This is a genomic window from Microtetraspora glauca (genome assembly GCF_040656155.1).
Taxonomy (GTDB): domain Bacteria; phylum Actinomycetota; class Actinomycetes; order Streptosporangiales; family Streptosporangiaceae; genus Microtetraspora; species Microtetraspora glauca.
Map to the genome: position 1 here is coordinate 13,683 of NZ_JBFALK010000035.1, position 14,188 is coordinate 27,870.

The window sequence follows — 14,188 nt, forward strand, 5'->3', positions numbered from 1 at the left end:
CCTCGGCGATGTCCGTGCGGCCGTGGGAAACCAGGATTGGGGAGGTCATCGCAGCTAAGGAGTCAACGAGATGAACCCCCGTATCGCCTTCGTCGCCGCCCCCGTCCTCACCTTCACCTACGGCGTGATCCGCATCCTGGACGGCCTGGACGGCAGCCGCGGTCCCGGGGTCGCCTGGACGACCGGGCATCTGGCCTTCATCGGCGCCCTGGCGTTCTTCGCCGTGGCCTTTCATGAGATGCGGAGGCTGGCCGGTCGCGGACGCCTGGCCACTGGGCTGGCCTCCACCGGATATGTCGGCATCGCCACGCTGATCGCTCAGTTCGTCATCGACATCGTCTTGGGGTTCCGGTCAGCCGACCACGCCGCGATGGGCGCGCTGTTCGATCAGGTCCAGGCGGTTCCCGGGGTGCAGCAGGTGATCTACGACTTCGGGCCGCTGCTGTTCTTCGTCGCCCAGATCGGCCTGGTCCTCCAGCTTGCGATCCGGCGCCGCGTCAAGGCGTGGACGCCCGTCCTGGTGATCGCCGACGTCCTGGTGCCGTTCGTGGAGAAGGACCTCATGCCGCTGGGCGCCGCCTTCCTGCTGATCTCCTTCCTGGCGCTGGCCCGTGTGTCCCGTGCGTCGCGGCTGACTGACGGCCGGCACCGCGTGGTCGAGCCCGCCGTACCGGCTTCTGTGTGATGAATTGAGAATGCCGAGTCGTGTCCCTTTCGATCGGCTGCGTGCCATCCCACCTACTGGCGCAACGGCAAATGGTTCGGCAGTGACAGCCTCATCAAACGGATGATCGACCATGGCCACCTCTCCGACGCCGCATACGCGCTCCAGGAAAGCAACAAGGTGCCGCGCTCTTCTGAGAAGGCGGAGGCGGTGCGGAAGCGCCTGCGCTCGGGAGAAGAGAGGCTGAAGGTCCGCTGGTGGTGATGTGGGACAACCTGAACACGCACGTGTCGGCGGAGATGAAGAGGTTGATCGCCAGCCGGCCCTGCCTGATTCCAGATTCCCTGTCAGATTATGTCGCTGACTGTCCAGAAGCTGGCAGGAACCCAAAAGGGTGCTTTCTATACAAAAACTATATATGTCGCTGATACCGTTTCGCCGTCGTGATCATTCAAGTCTTGTAGGGAGAAATACTCTTATGGCACTGACTGGCGGCGGCGGTTCATCATCGAGAATCCTTCCCGGCCTTCTGCCACGTACCGCGGCGCTGACGATCGCGTTCGGACTGGTGTTCGCGCAGTTTGGTCAACCGGCGACTGCCGGCACCGGCGCTCACAGCGCCCAAACCATCGCCTCGGTTGAGGGCGACGACATCGGACCAGCCACCGGGGTCGGCACCGACATCATCGACGAGTCGGATGTCGGTGCGGCGGCCGCCTCAAATTGCCAGTGCGTCGCGTTCGTGCAGCGATACTACGGGCTGACCGGACAGATGAGGAACGCCACCGACATGGGAGCCGTTCTGAAGCAGAACGGGTTCAAGTATGTCGGGTACGGCATGGCGCCCAGGAAAGGTGATGTAGCCGTGTGGAAGGACACCTACTACCCACGCTATGGACACATCGCCATCGTCGAGTCGGTGACCTGGGACTCGCCTGGTTGGATCGTCAAATTCCGCGGCGCCAACCAGGGCGGGTCACTCTTCACGCAGAAGAACTGCCGAAATGTCAGCATTAGGGGAAACATGGGCTACACGGCGGCGTACTACTACCGCCGCTAGGGAGCGTCTGACAAATGCTGTCCGTCGCGAGCGCGGATCCAGATGATGCATCGCAAGGCGGAGGAGGAGGCCGTAGCGGAGCCTACGGCTGACATTCCCGGGCCCCGCGGAAATTCCGAGCCTGGCCGGCGGAGGTCCTGACGGCGATCAGATCTGATGCGGTGCCGTGTCAGCGGCCGCGTCAGCACGGCAACGGCCCGGTATCAGAGCGGTCGGCGATCGTGGATGCCATGAACGGTTCAGCGATCGTGGCCTCGGGGCTGCGAAAGGCATACAAAGACAAGATCGTGCTCGACGGCATCGACCTGGATGTTCAGACTGGCACGATCTTCGCCCTGCTCGGGCCCAACGGCGCTGGGAAGACCACGACGGTGAACGTGTTGACCACGCTGCTGGCCCCCGACGCTGGGAAGGTGGTCGTCGCCGGGCACGACGTGGCCACGGAAACCAAGGCGGTGCGCGCGGCGATCGGGGTCACCGGGCAGTTCGCTTCGGTGGATGACCTGCTCACCGGCGAGGAGAACCTGCTGATGATGGCGGATCTCCTGCACCTGCCCAAGGCGGAGGGCAAACGAATCGCCGACCGGTTGCTCGACCGGTTCGATCTGGTTGAAGCGGCGAGCAAACCGGCGGCGTCCTACTCCGGCGGCATGCGCCGCAAGCTGGACCTTGCCATGACGCTGGTCGGCGACCCGCAGATCATTTTCCTGGATGAGCCCACGACGGGACTCGATCCGCGCAGCCGCCGCACCATGTGGGAGATCATCCGGGAACTGGTCGCCGTCGGTACGACCATTTTCCTCACCACCCAGTATCTCGAGGAGGCCGACGAACTCGCCAACCGCATCGCCGTGCTCGATCAGGGCCGGCTGGTCGCCGAGGGCACCGCCGATGAGCTCAAGCGGCGGGTTCCCGGCAGCCATGTCCGGCTACGGTTCACCGATCGGCACGAACTCGACGTCGCGGCGCGGGTCCTGCACGAGTCCACAAGGGACGACGAAGAGCTGACCTTGCGTGTACCCGGCGACGGCGGGGTGAGGTCACTGCGAGAGCTGCTCGATCGACTCGATGCGCAATCCATAGAAGTCGAGGAATTGTCGGTGCATACACCGGACCTGGATGACGTCTTCCTCGCCCTCACCGGTCACGGAAACAAGGAGATCAGCGCACGATGAACGCCATCGCAGCTTCCCTGGCGGATTCCGCGACCATGATGCGGCGCAACTTCCGACACACGATGCGGAACCCGCTGACACTGCTCAACGCCATCATCATGCCGATCTTCGTGATGTTCCTCATGGTCTACGTACTCGGTGGCGCATTCAGCGTCGGTACGGACTACGTCGACTACGCGACGCCAGGAATGATCATTATGACCATCGGCTACGGCATCGGTCCCACCGCGACCGGGGTGAATTCCGATATGACGACCGGGTTCATCAACCGGCTTCGCGTCATGGACGTGTCACGGGCCGCGGTGCTGAACGCGCACGTGATCGCGACCATGCTACGGACCCTGGTGGCCATCGCGTTCATCATCGGGGTCGCGTTCCTGATGGGATTCAGCCCGTCGGCGAGTTTCCCGGAGTGGCTCGGCGCGATCGGCATCGTCGTGCTGACGGTACTGGCGATCAGCTGGCTGACCATCGCCGCGGGTCTCGCGGCGAAGTCACCGGAAAGCGCGGGCATCCTCGGCGTCCCGTTGATGCTCCTTCCCTTTTTGAGCAGCGCATTCGTACCGGCCGACAAGATGGGGCCGGGTGCGCGGCAGTTCGCCGAGTACCAACCGTTCACCCCGATCATCGAAACCCTGCGCGGGTTTCTGACCGGCACGCCATCGACGGGCACGGCCCTCACGGCGGCCGCCTGGTGTGTGGGACTCGCGCTGATCGGCTACCTGTGGGCGCGCGCGACGTTCACGAAGCGAGCGTGATCTCGGCCAGCTCACGCCAGTCCCGCCGCTGTCCGTCGCGGGTCGCCTCGGCGAACACCACTTCGCCGAGGCGATTTCGCGTGTCCGCGGCGATCCTGGAGACGTCCGGCTGCGAACGATCCGGCGTACCGCGCACGCCGTCGCTGGCCGCGAGCAATCGCACGGCCTGCTCGTACTGTCCCTGGCGCAGTGCGAGATCCGCGATCCCGATCAACACCTCGGCGATCAGCGGCGGATACGTCGCACCCACAGCAGCGCGGTACGCCTCGCTCCGATGCGCGCGGGCCCTGTCGAGGTCCTCGGCGAGGTAGCCGTACAGGTCCATGGCCTTGGCGTGGATGAAGTCGCTCAGTTCCTCGTTGCCCAGCACCGCCGGCACCGTGGCCAGGTGCTGGCGTGCCTCGTCCGGCTCGCCGCGCCGGCGCGCCAGCTGCGCCTTCGAAAGCGCCAGCTCGGCAAGCACGTCCGGCCAGGCGATCCCGCCCGCGCACCGCTGCGCTTCCTCCATGGCGGACGTGCTGGATCGCTCATCGCCGAGCAGCCAGTACAGCTGAGCCTGCCGCGCCCGCAGGCTGACCACGTCCTCGGCCGCGCCTACCTCGGTCAGCGCCGCGACCGCCTCTTCGTAGTGCTCACACGCGCGGGCGAACTCGCCGCGCATGGCGAGCCGATCGGCCAGGAAGGTCAGCGCCGTCGAGATCCCCCACCGGTCACCCAGCGTGCGGAACTCGGCAAGGGCGATCTCGATGTCGGTGTCCACGTCAGTCTCGTCGCGGCCGAGCGTGAGCCGCAGTCGGCCACACGTGAGCCTGGCCTGCGCGCGCACCCACGGATCGTCGGCGGCGATGAGCGGCTCGAACGCGGACAGGAAATCCGTCGGCTCCCGCAGCATCCGCTCCAGCGGAGCGACGAACCCGAGGATCGCGTGGCGATACCCGCTGCGCTGGGTGAGCCGGTGCGCCTCGTGGATCCACTCCCGCGCCTGATACTGATCGCGGCCGGGTCCGGAAGTCACGAACACTGCCACGATGCTGTACGCCATCGCCCGCACCTCATCGGACACCTCACCGTGCAGCGAGGCCGCCGCGATGCTCAACTCGGTGCCCTCGGCCCTGTGCCCGCTGAGGAACCAGTACCAGCCCACGGCCGCGACCAGCCGCATCGCCTCCTGGGCCCATCCCTCGGCGATCGCCCCGCGCAGGGCCGTACTGATGTTGTCGTGCTCGGCCCTGAGCGTGGACAGCCATTCCAACTGCTCGGCCCGACGCAGGTGCGGGTCTGCCGTCTCGGCCAGCTCGGTGAAGTAGGCGAGGTGCGCCCGGCGCGCCAGTTCGGTTTCCCCGGCTTCGGTGAGCCGGTGCGCCGCGTATTCCCTGATGGTGTTGAGCATCCGGTAGCGCGGCGCGCCCTCGCCGTCGGCGAGCAGCAGTGACTTCTCGATCAAGGCGGTCAGCACGTCGAATACGTGCTCCCCGGCGAATGCCTCGTCCCCGCACACCCGTTCGGCCGCTTCCAGGCTCGCCCCACCGGAGAACACCGAGAGCCGCCGCAACACCACGCGTTCGGCCTCGGTCAACAGATCCCAGCTCCAGTCCACGACCGCGCGCAGCGTCTTGTGCCGGGGAAGCACCGTACGGCTGCCGCTGGTCAACAGACGGAATCGGTCATCGAGCCGACGTGCCAGCTGATCGATGGACATGGTGCGCAGCCGCGCCGCGGCCAGTTCGATCGCCAGCGGCATCCCGTCGAGCGCCCAGCAGATCCGCGCCATGGCCGACAAGGTGTGCGCGTCGGAGCCGATGCCCTTGCGCACCAGATCCGCACGGTCCCGCAGCAGCCGCACCGCGGGCGAGGACCCGGCCTCGGAGGGGTCCGCCTTCTTCGCGGGCAGCGCGAGCGGCTCGACCTGCCACAGCACCTCCCCGGTGATACCGAGCGGTTCCCTGCTCGTGGCCAGGATCCGCAGCCTCCGGCACTCCCCCAGAAGCCGATCCGCGAAAGCCGCGGCCGCCTCGATCACGTGCTCGCAGTTGTCCAGAATCAGCAGGATCGAGCGCTCCCGGACCGCGGCGATGAGCCGATCCATCGGTTCCCCACCCCGCGCACCACCGAGCAACGCCTGGTCACGCAGGCCGATCGCGGTAAGAGCGGCCTGCGCCAACTCACCGCCTGCCCGCACCGAGGCCAATTCGACCAGCCACGCCCCATCCGGCAGCTCGGCGAGCATCGTCCGCGCGGTCTCCGTGGCCAGCCTCGTCTTGCCAGAGCCACCCGCTCCCGTCAAGGTAACCAGTCGGTGCTTGATGGCCAGACCGGCGACCGCGGAGATGTCAGCGTCCTTGCCGACGAAACTCGTCAGCTCGGCGCGCAGGTTCGTCCTGCGGTTCTCCGCCCGCTCGCCCAGCTCGCCACGCAGCAACGCGGTGTGCAGCGCGGAGAGCTCGGCCGATGGATCGGCGCCCAACTCCTCAGCGAGCCGCTCGCGCGTCCGCTGGTACACGGTCAGCGCCTCAGTTCCACGCCCCGCCTCGGCGAGCGCTCGCATCAAGGCCGCCACGAACCCCTCCCGCAGCGGGTACGTGGCGACCAGCTCGGTCAGCTCGGAGACCAACTCCGAGCCACGCCCGAGGTGGATGTCTGCATCCACCCGATCCCCGAGCGCGGCAACGTGGAGTTCGTCCAGACGCGCGACCGCGGCGTCGAACGCATCGCTGCCTTGCAGTGCGATGTCCGCCATGGCCGTACCGCGCCACAATGCCAAGGCCGAGCGCAGCTGGTCCGCCCGCGCCGCAGGCTCGGCGGCACGGGCCTGGCCGACCAGGTGCTCGAACCGGCACACGTCCACGGCATCAGGAGCCACGGCCAGCCGGTACCCGCCGGAATCCGCCTCGATCACACCGTCTGGCAACACCCTGCGCAGCCTGGACACCAGCGCCTGCAAGGCATTCACTTCGTCCGCGGGCGGCCGTGGCCCCCAAATCCAGTCCACCAGCCTCGCACGCGTGACGATCCGGCCAGATTCGAGGGCGAGTGCAGCAAGCAGTGCGCGCAGTCGAATCCCAGGAACCTCCACCACGGACCCATCGCGGTTTCGGACCTCGAACGGTCCGAGCAATCCGACTCGCACATCGGCAATTGTGCCGAACTGTGACGACGACCGACTAACCGCCACCGCGCGCACACCGCCGACCTTCATCGGACCGTTATCCTCGCAGGTCGGGCGAATAAGGTGGATATTCGGCGTAGGTGGCCGGCCCAGGAAGCGTCTCGTGGGCCCGGCTCAGGAGATGTCGCGGGTGGCGGCGGTCCGGATCCTGGCCACCTGGGATTCCAGGGCCTGGACGTCGAACGGCACGGCTGAGCTCTCGAACTCCCGGCCCAACGCGTGCAGCATGTCCATGCCGTCCCAGCTCGCGGCGAACTCGTCGTCGATCGGCTGCATCAGGTCACCGAGCACGCTCTCGACCCGGTGACGCAGCACGAGGATCCGCCACTTCCCGAGGAACCTGCGGAACTCGGCCAGCCGTTCGCCCGCTTCGGCGACGTCGGAGACCACGTCGCGCAGTGCCTGGTTCACCTGCTGTGCCCTGGCCGACATCTCCAGCACGCTCTCATGTACGGCGTCGCAGAGCTGGGGCACCTCGCGCAGCGAGGTCGGTGGCGCGATGCCGTCCACGACCTCGGCCGCGAACGCGGCGCCCATGTCGTTGTGCAGGCTCGCCAGCGCGATCCGGAACCGCAGGTCCGAGACGTACGAGCGAAGCGCGGCGAGCCGTGGCACCAGCCGCTCCAGCGTGACCACCGCGGTGTGCGTCGGCGTGGCCATCACCCGGGCGACGTTGCTCAGCACCGGCGCGGTGTCGGCGACCACCGCGGAGGCGTCCTGGGCCTTGGCGACCGTGCCGTCGAGTCGGCGGGCGACGTCGAGGACCTTGGTGGACGACCACATGAGCCGCTCGCTGAACTCCCGATAGCTCTCCAGCCGCTCCACCAGGTCGGTCAGCATCGTTTCCAGGGCTCCCGCGCCGGAAAGCACCTCCGCGATCGCTCCCTGGGCACGGGGGCGGGCGTAGGTCGCGGAAGCCAGCCGGCCGCGCGCCGCGACCTCGGTGGTCAGCGCCTCGGTGAGGAACTCGTCGTGTGAGCCGAACCCGAGCTCGCCCAGCAGCTGTTCGATCTGCTCCATGCCGAGCTGCGCCACGTCGCGCCGGTTCATCCCGTTGCGCTTGGCCGCCTCGTATTCGATGTCGGCCACGTACTTGTAGACGCGCTTGACCGCCTCGAACAGTTCGGTCCGCGGCGCCATCCGTACCGACAGGAAGCCGTCTGACGAGGGCGTCATGGTGGCGAAAACCCAGTAGTGGCTGCCGTCCTTCGCCAGGTTCTGGACGTAGGCCCCTGCTGGGCGCCCGGTGAGCAGGCGGTCCCACATCAACCGGAAGACGCCGGCCGGCATGTCGGGGTGGCGCACGATGTTGTGCGGCGCCTCGGTGAGCTCATCGAGGGAGAACCGGGAGGTCCGGACGAACACCGAGTTGCCACTGCGGATCAACCCGTGCCGGTCGGTCGTGGAGAAGAAGAGCTCCTCCGAACCGATGATCTGCTCCACGCCATTGGGCACGATCAACTCGCCAAGACTCATCGTCCACCTTCCGATCTTTCGAGAGAATATCGGTCGGGTTCTGTGGGCCCCGACACGGCCTTACGCGATCACCTGCTACTCGCCCAGATCTGCCTTATGAGCAGGACGAATAGCAGATCGAGCAGATGCGCCCGACGATGCTCCCGGTAATTATGGGCATCCGAAATCCAGGCTCGGTCCCATCGTGGGCATGGCCACACGCCGCGGCGTGACTCTCAACGGTGGAGGTTGGACGATCGGAAACGACCTCACCGCCCGACAGGGCGGGCGGGCATGCCACAGGCCCACGCACGATCTGGATCGACCGCGGCACTCGGCCAGGTCAGGAGCACAGTACGGATCACGTCGTCTCCGGCGCGATCAAGGATATGGGCATTCGATCCTGTCATCGCCCTGAGCCTCGTACGGGGGATCGGGGGCGATATCGCTGATCGCGGGTGAGGTCGCTGACCATCCCCGGCCGCCTGACGGCCCGCGGAATTCCGCTGCGTTCCGTTCCTGCGGTCATTTGGAGCAGGCGTCTCCGCCGGGGGAGATTCCTGACCCTTTCTGTCGACCGAATGACCGATCCCATCGCGATCAGGACGGTCGTCCCCGCGGCCGGGGAGATGAGTTCGGACAGGTCCGGCACAGTCCGTCGAACAATATGGCTGTCCTGTAGACGACGGTCGTTCCCATGGAATGTGCAGCTGTGTCGCCGATCGGTCCGACAACGAATTGTGCGTGAGTTCGACACGGCCGCCGCCGTTCGCCAAAGAAGCGGTCCTGCCCGAAAGCGGTCCTGCCCGATCGGCGGTGATGACACGCCGCGCTTCCTGCCACGGTGTTTGTCGGTGTACGGCGATCGATGCGCCGCACTGAGCGTGAGCGGATCTGTCGAGCTCTTCCGATGCAATTCCCCTGTCTGCTGCCCATAGGCGAGGCACCGGATCCGTCTCCACGGTTAGTTGTGACTTCGCCTGATCGCGCGAACTCCGCACGAGAGCCGGGCGTGAGGAGAAATCCGTTATAGCTGGGGGGTTATCGCGAAGCGAGATTACCTTCGATTCGAACGAGCGCTCACTCTGGGGTCGAAACGCCACGCACACCCCCAAGGAGACGTTGTGCGCCATCCCCTCAGACTCGCCTTGAGCGCGCTGACCGCCGCCACCGTCGTCGCCGTCGGAACTCCGGCGTCCGCCGACACCCCGCCGCCCCGCCCGACATCCACGGAATCGGTGGAGGTCTTCTCCCCCGACGGGAAGATCGGCCGAATCGACATCCCGAAACGGGAGGAATCCATCACGACGTTCGCCGCGCCGCCGCCGGCGAACGTCATCGCACTGCGGCAGACGGGGCGGGCGGTTGCGCGAGAAACGGTAGCCCGAGCAGTTGTGCCCCGCCCGCCTGCCCCGTCACCCGACCCATGGACCCAGACGTCGTACGACATGGGTCCGAAGGCTATCGCGCGCGATCAGGCGAGACGGGAGCCGAGGTGGCCGAGATCACCTTTTCCGGCCGGCGCGGATCGCGAGCCTGATGGCGAGGACGAGAAGGCCGACGGTCAGGCCGAAGATGACCAGCAGGATGATTCCGAAGATGGCGAGTTCTAGGGGGCCGACATTGCCCATGTGGACTCTCCTCACGTCACACCGGACTGCCTGATCCGTTCGTGATGATGGCATGTTCCGGTTCGGCCGGAGGTGAGATCGTGTAAATTGCCCGGATTTCAGTGTCACTACATCGCGTAATCGAGCATGATCATGCTATGTCTGTTCCGATACAGCATAATGACGGCCTTATGGTGACACGTGTCTTGACAATGGGCGGATCCGGTTTCTCGATGAACGGCGACCGGACCGCGCTCGACGAGTACGCGCCGGCAGCCACGGAGAAAGAGCGTCCATCGGTCCGCGTCGGTCGTCTTCACGTCGCCTTCGAGTGGTCGCCCCGCGATCCGACGCACCCGAGCCGTTGACACGCCGGATGCCCACAAAACGGTGGACGAAGCAACTGGTCCTGGTCGCCGCCGTGACCCTCGCGGCGGCGGCCGTACTGATCTGGCAGCCGTGGAGAGAAGCGCTTCCCGTGCCGGTGGCGTGCCCGGAGAGATGGGGCGGAGACGCAGACGGTTTCGGTTTCGGTGGTTGGGTGCCCGCCGCGGCGGACCTTCCCGGAGTCGAGGAGTCGCTGGTGCCCGGAACACCGATCGAGGTGATGATCTGCGCGTATCCGGGCAGCAACACACATCCGGGGAACGAGCGTCTCGCCGGGAGCCGGATCCTGACCGGCGGCGCCGAACAGATGGCGCGCGACCTCGCCTACCTGCCGGTGGGTGCGGACCTTGGAGGGTGCACTCTCATGGGCGGCCCGATGACGAGCTATCTCATCCGGTTCACCTATCCCGATCAGCGGAGGTTGTGGGTCGGAAGCGCCGACGAGGTCAACGCCTGCGTGACGACGACGAACGGCACCGCGACCAGTCGCGCGTACGTCGGGCGCGACATCACCGCCGCCTACCGGAGTGGGACATGGACGCTCAAGGGGCCCGAGGACCCGTGCCGGGATCCCGGAGCACGCCGTGGCCAGAACGTGCGGATGGTGCCGGATGACCCCACATCGGTGCTGATCTGCTGGGACAACGCGAAAATCGCGTACACCGAACGGGCTCCCCGCGCGCGGTACGGCCGTGACGTGGCGAAGTCCCTGACCGCGGCGCTGAACTCCGTGGACATCCTCCCCAGCCGTCCGGGATGCCGCAGGGACGACAGCGCCTCTGATCAGCGTACGTTCCGGCTGATGTTCGGCTATCCCGACGGCCCGGCGGCGCGTGTCACCGTCATGCTGGGCTGTGCGCCGGCCATCGCCAACGGACTGCTCCAGGCGGACATCGACGATTCGGTTCGCCGACAGGTGACGCGGCTCGCTCCGCCGCAGTGACTCCGCCGGCGCGTCGACTGGTTCAGCCTCGACAGATCATCGTGTCCGGCTGCCTGAGAATGCGTCCTGATTGTGCGGGTAGCGCCTGATCCGGTGAACGAAACGGGTGGGCGAGGGAAGATGCCATGACGCGAGAAGATCCTCAGCGTGACTCGCCGGGAGCACCCGAGAGCCCCACTGATCTGCCCAGGAAGTCGTGGCGTGCCGTGCTCAGGCGGACCGTCAGGGAGTTCCAGCGGGACAAGGTCACCGACTGGGCCGCCGCGCTGACCTACTACGCGGTGCTCTCGATCTTTCCTGCGCTGCTGGCGGTCGTGTCGCTGCTGGGCCTGTTCGGCACCTCGGCCACGCAAGCCCTGATGGACAACGTCGGCGCGCTGGCCCCCGGCCCGGCCAAGCAGACCCTCGCGCCCGTACTGCAGGCACTCCAAGGAAGCCGGCAGGCGGCGGGGGTCGCCACCATCATCGGGATCGTCGTGGCCTTGTGGTCCGCCTCGGGGTATGTCGCGGCGTTCATGCGGGTCGCCAACGTGGCGTACGACATGCCCGAGGGGCGGCCGATATGGGTGACCCTGCCGCTGCGCCTCGGCATCACCGCCGTACTCGTGGTGCTGACCGCCGCCGGAATGTTCGCCGTGGTCTTCACGGGTGGGCTGGCGGATCGGGCCGGACGGGCGCTGGGGATCGGCCAGACCGCTCTCGCGATCTGGAACATCGGAAAGTGGCCCGTCCTGGTGGTCCTCGTCGCCCTGGCGCTCGCCCTGCTGTACTGGCTCGCTCCCAACGTCCGGCAGCCGCGGTTTCGCTGGCTGACCCCCGGCAGCATGCTCGCGGTGATCATCTGGATCATCGCGTCGCTTCTGTTCGCCCTGTACGTGGCGAAGTTCGGCTCCTACAACAAGACCTACGCCACGCTCGCAGGCGTCATCGTCTTCCTGATCTGGTTGTGGATCACCAACATCGCGATCCTGCTCGGGGTGGAGTTCGATGCCGAGCTGGCTCGGCAACGCGCCATAGAAGCGGGCCACGCGCCCGACAAGGTGCCGTACGTCGCCCCTCGGGACACCCGGAAGATAAAGAAGGAGCGATGAACGACGAGGTCCGGGAACCGCGCGCCCGGTAGTACCGATGGGAGCGCGGCCCGGGATCGCTCGTCTCAGCTCGGCGGGGGCGAGATGTGGTGCGGCACAGGTCCGGAGGGCGGACCTCCGAACCTGTGCCGGCTGATGCCGTACCGGGAACGTCCGCATGGGACGCGGCGCGGTTCCACCGGTCGGCGTGGTTCTGCGGTTCTAGCGCGGACGTCCGGACTGGCCGGTGTCGCCGAAGTCGTCGCGCTTGGCGCCGGGACGCTCCTTGCGCGACTGTTCCGGTGTCAGGTATCTGCGCAGGCGGGTGCCCAGCGACTCTCTCCTGCGGCCGGCCCCTGTCTCGCCCAGGCGACCCGTCTCTCCCGGGCGGCCCGTCTGGCCCGAGGGCGTGGGCTCGCCGGGCAGTCCGCCCAGGCGCTCGCGCTCCTGCTGGCCGCCGGTGTGCGCCCAGCCCTGGCCGGGCCGGTTGGCCTGATCCCAGGACGTGTCCCAGTTCATGTCGTAGTAGCGGTAGAGCTCACGTTCCTGCTCCACGGACAGATGCCCGCCGGCATCGACGTCGACGTTCGGAGCGCCCTTGACACGCTCCTTGTCGTACGGGACCTCTACATGGTCTTCGACCAGGTCCGCGTTGCGGATCGGAACGAACGTCTCGTTCATGCCGAACAGCCCGGTCTTCACGCACAGCCATTCCGGCTGCCCCGTGTCGTCGTCGAGGAAGACGTGTTTGACCTCGCCGAGCTTCTGTCCGCCGGTGCCCTGGACCGGGATGTCCAGTACCTGCGGAATCTGCTCCTGCCTGATCATCTTCTCCTCCGTCCTTCGCTGTCCTCATCGGCCCTACCGCTGGACCTTGATGGGAAACGCGACGCACTGGATGAAGCGCCTAGATCTTCTGTGGTCCCTCTGTGGCGGTGGGGGTCACCGGTCGACGTCACAGCGCGCGAGCCATTCCCGCGTGAGGTCACGGAAAACCCGAGCTTGCTCGAACGGCACGTAATGTCCCGCATCGGTCAGCGCGCTGAAGGTCGCGTACGGATAGGACGACAAGGCACGGAACTGGTCGGCGTATCCGCCGATCCGGTCCTGCCGCCCGTTGACGAGGCTCGTGGGGCCCGAGTAAATCGCGTCGGCGCCCTCGTCGGAGACCGGATAACCCGTCGCCCGGAGCCGCGCCTGGTAAGCGTCGTCGCCTGTGGCCGAGGAGGCGAGTACGGCGGCCACGCGCTCGGCGACCTCGCGGTCCCGGTTGCCGAGCGCCAGGGAGAGATGGTCGCGCAGGTCGGCGGGCACGCCCGACAGCCACCCGTCGGGGTCGGCACGGTCCGGAAGCTCGGGAAGATCCCGATCTTTCCTCCCGACCTTCACACCTGAGCAGACCAACAGCAGGCCGGCCACCTGTTCCGGGCGTCGGCGGGTGATCGCGGCGGCGATGTATCCCCCGTAGGAGCAACCGGCGAGCAGGAACCTCTCGGAGCCGATCCGCGCGTCGACGAATTCCAGCACGGCGTCCACGACCTCGTCGGAATTCTCGGGACCTCCCGGCGACCGGCCATGCCCCGGCAGATCCGGATAGAACCGGCGCAGGGCGATCGTGTCAGTCAGGGCGGGTTCCATCGCCGCCGCCATGGCGTCGCCGTCCAGCCCGAACCAGGACAGGCAGACAAGGGGAAAACCGTCGCCGTACGTTGTCGATGCCAAGCTCATGCTCTGTGATCCAAGCACACCGGAAATCGCGCGGCGAAGCCGAAGGCCGGGCCTAAAACCGTTTGAACCGCTGGTGGACGCACGGCAGGATTTCAGGTGCCCTGCGTGCGCCCGGTCGGACCGGTTCTTCACTCAACCCCGCCGATCACGACCGTCGTCCTCTCACCGGATC

At 66.9% G+C, this 14,188-nt stretch carries 12 protein-coding genes; 8 read left to right on the forward strand and 4 right to left on the reverse strand.

Going from position 1 to position 14,188, the window contains the following annotated elements:
* Positions 1-70 precede the first annotated feature (70 nt).
* From AB0I59_RS39820 to AB0I59_RS39840, 5 genes are all read left to right on the forward strand, one after another.
* Positions 71-685, forward strand: a complete 615-nt coding sequence (locus AB0I59_RS39820) for a hypothetical protein (protein ID WP_358141771.1) — start codon at positions 71-73, stop codon at positions 683-685.
* Positions 686-787: 102 nt separating this feature from the next.
* Positions 788-928, forward strand: a complete 141-nt coding sequence (locus tag AB0I59_RS39825; RefSeq protein ID WP_358141773.1) for a hypothetical protein — start codon at positions 788-790, stop codon at positions 926-928.
* Positions 929-1,142: 214 nt separating this feature from the next.
* Positions 1,143-1,724 (forward strand): CHAP domain-containing protein, encoded by a 582-nt coding sequence (locus AB0I59_RS39830; protein ID WP_358141776.1) that lies wholly within the window; start codon positions 1,143-1,145, stop codon positions 1,722-1,724.
* Positions 1,725-1,954: 230 nt separating this feature from the next.
* On the forward strand, positions 1,955-2,899 hold the full coding sequence (locus AB0I59_RS39835; protein WP_358141779.1) for an ATP-binding cassette domain-containing protein: 945 nt from the start codon (positions 1,955-1,957) through the stop codon (positions 2,897-2,899).
* Positions 2,896-3,657 carry an ABC transporter permease gene (locus AB0I59_RS39840; protein ID WP_061255828.1) on the forward strand — a complete coding sequence of 254 codons (762 nt, stop codon included), beginning with the start codon at positions 2,896-2,898 and terminating at the stop codon, positions 3,655-3,657. Before AB0I59_RS39835 ends, AB0I59_RS39840 begins: the two co-directional genes overlap by 4 nt.
* Here AB0I59_RS39840 and AB0I59_RS39845 read toward each other — a convergent pair.
* Complete coding sequence (locus AB0I59_RS39845) at positions 3,641-6,853, reverse strand: AfsR/SARP family transcriptional regulator (protein WP_358141783.1); 3,213 nt, start codon at positions 6,851-6,853, stop codon at positions 3,641-3,643. The two genes, AB0I59_RS39840 and AB0I59_RS39845, sit on opposite strands and share 17 nt — an antisense overlap.
* 84 nt (positions 6,854-6,937) lie before the next feature.
* Positions 6,938-8,299 carry a PAS domain-containing protein gene (locus AB0I59_RS39850; RefSeq protein ID WP_358141786.1) on the reverse strand — a complete coding sequence of 454 codons (1,362 nt, stop codon included), beginning with the start codon at positions 8,297-8,299 and terminating at the stop codon, positions 6,938-6,940.
* Positions 8,300-9,402: 1,103 nt separating this feature from the next.
* Here AB0I59_RS39850 and AB0I59_RS39855 point away from each other — a divergent pair.
* The 3 genes from AB0I59_RS39855 to AB0I59_RS39865 all read left to right on the forward strand — a co-directional run bounded on the left by AB0I59_RS39855 (position 9,403) and on the right by AB0I59_RS39865 (position 12,309).
* The gene (locus AB0I59_RS39855; RefSeq protein WP_358141789.1) at positions 9,403-9,891 is read left to right on the forward strand and encodes a hypothetical protein; all 489 of its coding nucleotides are present in this window, start codon (positions 9,403-9,405) and stop codon (positions 9,889-9,891) included.
* A 373-nt stretch (positions 9,892-10,264) separates the two neighbouring features.
* Positions 10,265-11,218, forward strand: coding sequence for a hypothetical protein (locus AB0I59_RS39860; protein WP_358141791.1), 954 nt, complete (start codon positions 10,265-10,267; stop codon positions 11,216-11,218).
* Positions 11,219-11,343: 125 nt separating this feature from the next.
* Positions 11,344-12,309, forward strand: coding sequence for a YihY/virulence factor BrkB family protein (locus tag AB0I59_RS39865; RefSeq protein WP_358141794.1), 966 nt, complete (start codon positions 11,344-11,346; stop codon positions 12,307-12,309).
* A gap of 201 nt (positions 12,310-12,510) precedes the next feature.
* Here AB0I59_RS39865 and AB0I59_RS39870 read toward each other — a convergent pair whose 3' ends face one another.
* Together AB0I59_RS39870 and AB0I59_RS39875 are read right to left on the reverse strand one after the other, a co-directional pair.
* Positions 12,511-13,116 carry a PRC-barrel domain-containing protein gene (locus tag AB0I59_RS39870; RefSeq protein ID WP_061255818.1) on the reverse strand — a complete coding sequence of 202 codons (606 nt, stop codon included), beginning with the start codon at positions 13,114-13,116 and terminating at the stop codon, positions 12,511-12,513.
* Between the two features lie 114 nt (positions 13,117-13,230).
* A complete protein-coding gene (locus AB0I59_RS39875) occupies positions 13,231-14,016 on the reverse strand; it encodes an alpha/beta fold hydrolase (RefSeq protein ID WP_358141797.1) in 786 nt (261 codons plus the stop codon).
* Positions 14,017-14,188: the final 172 nt, after the last annotated feature.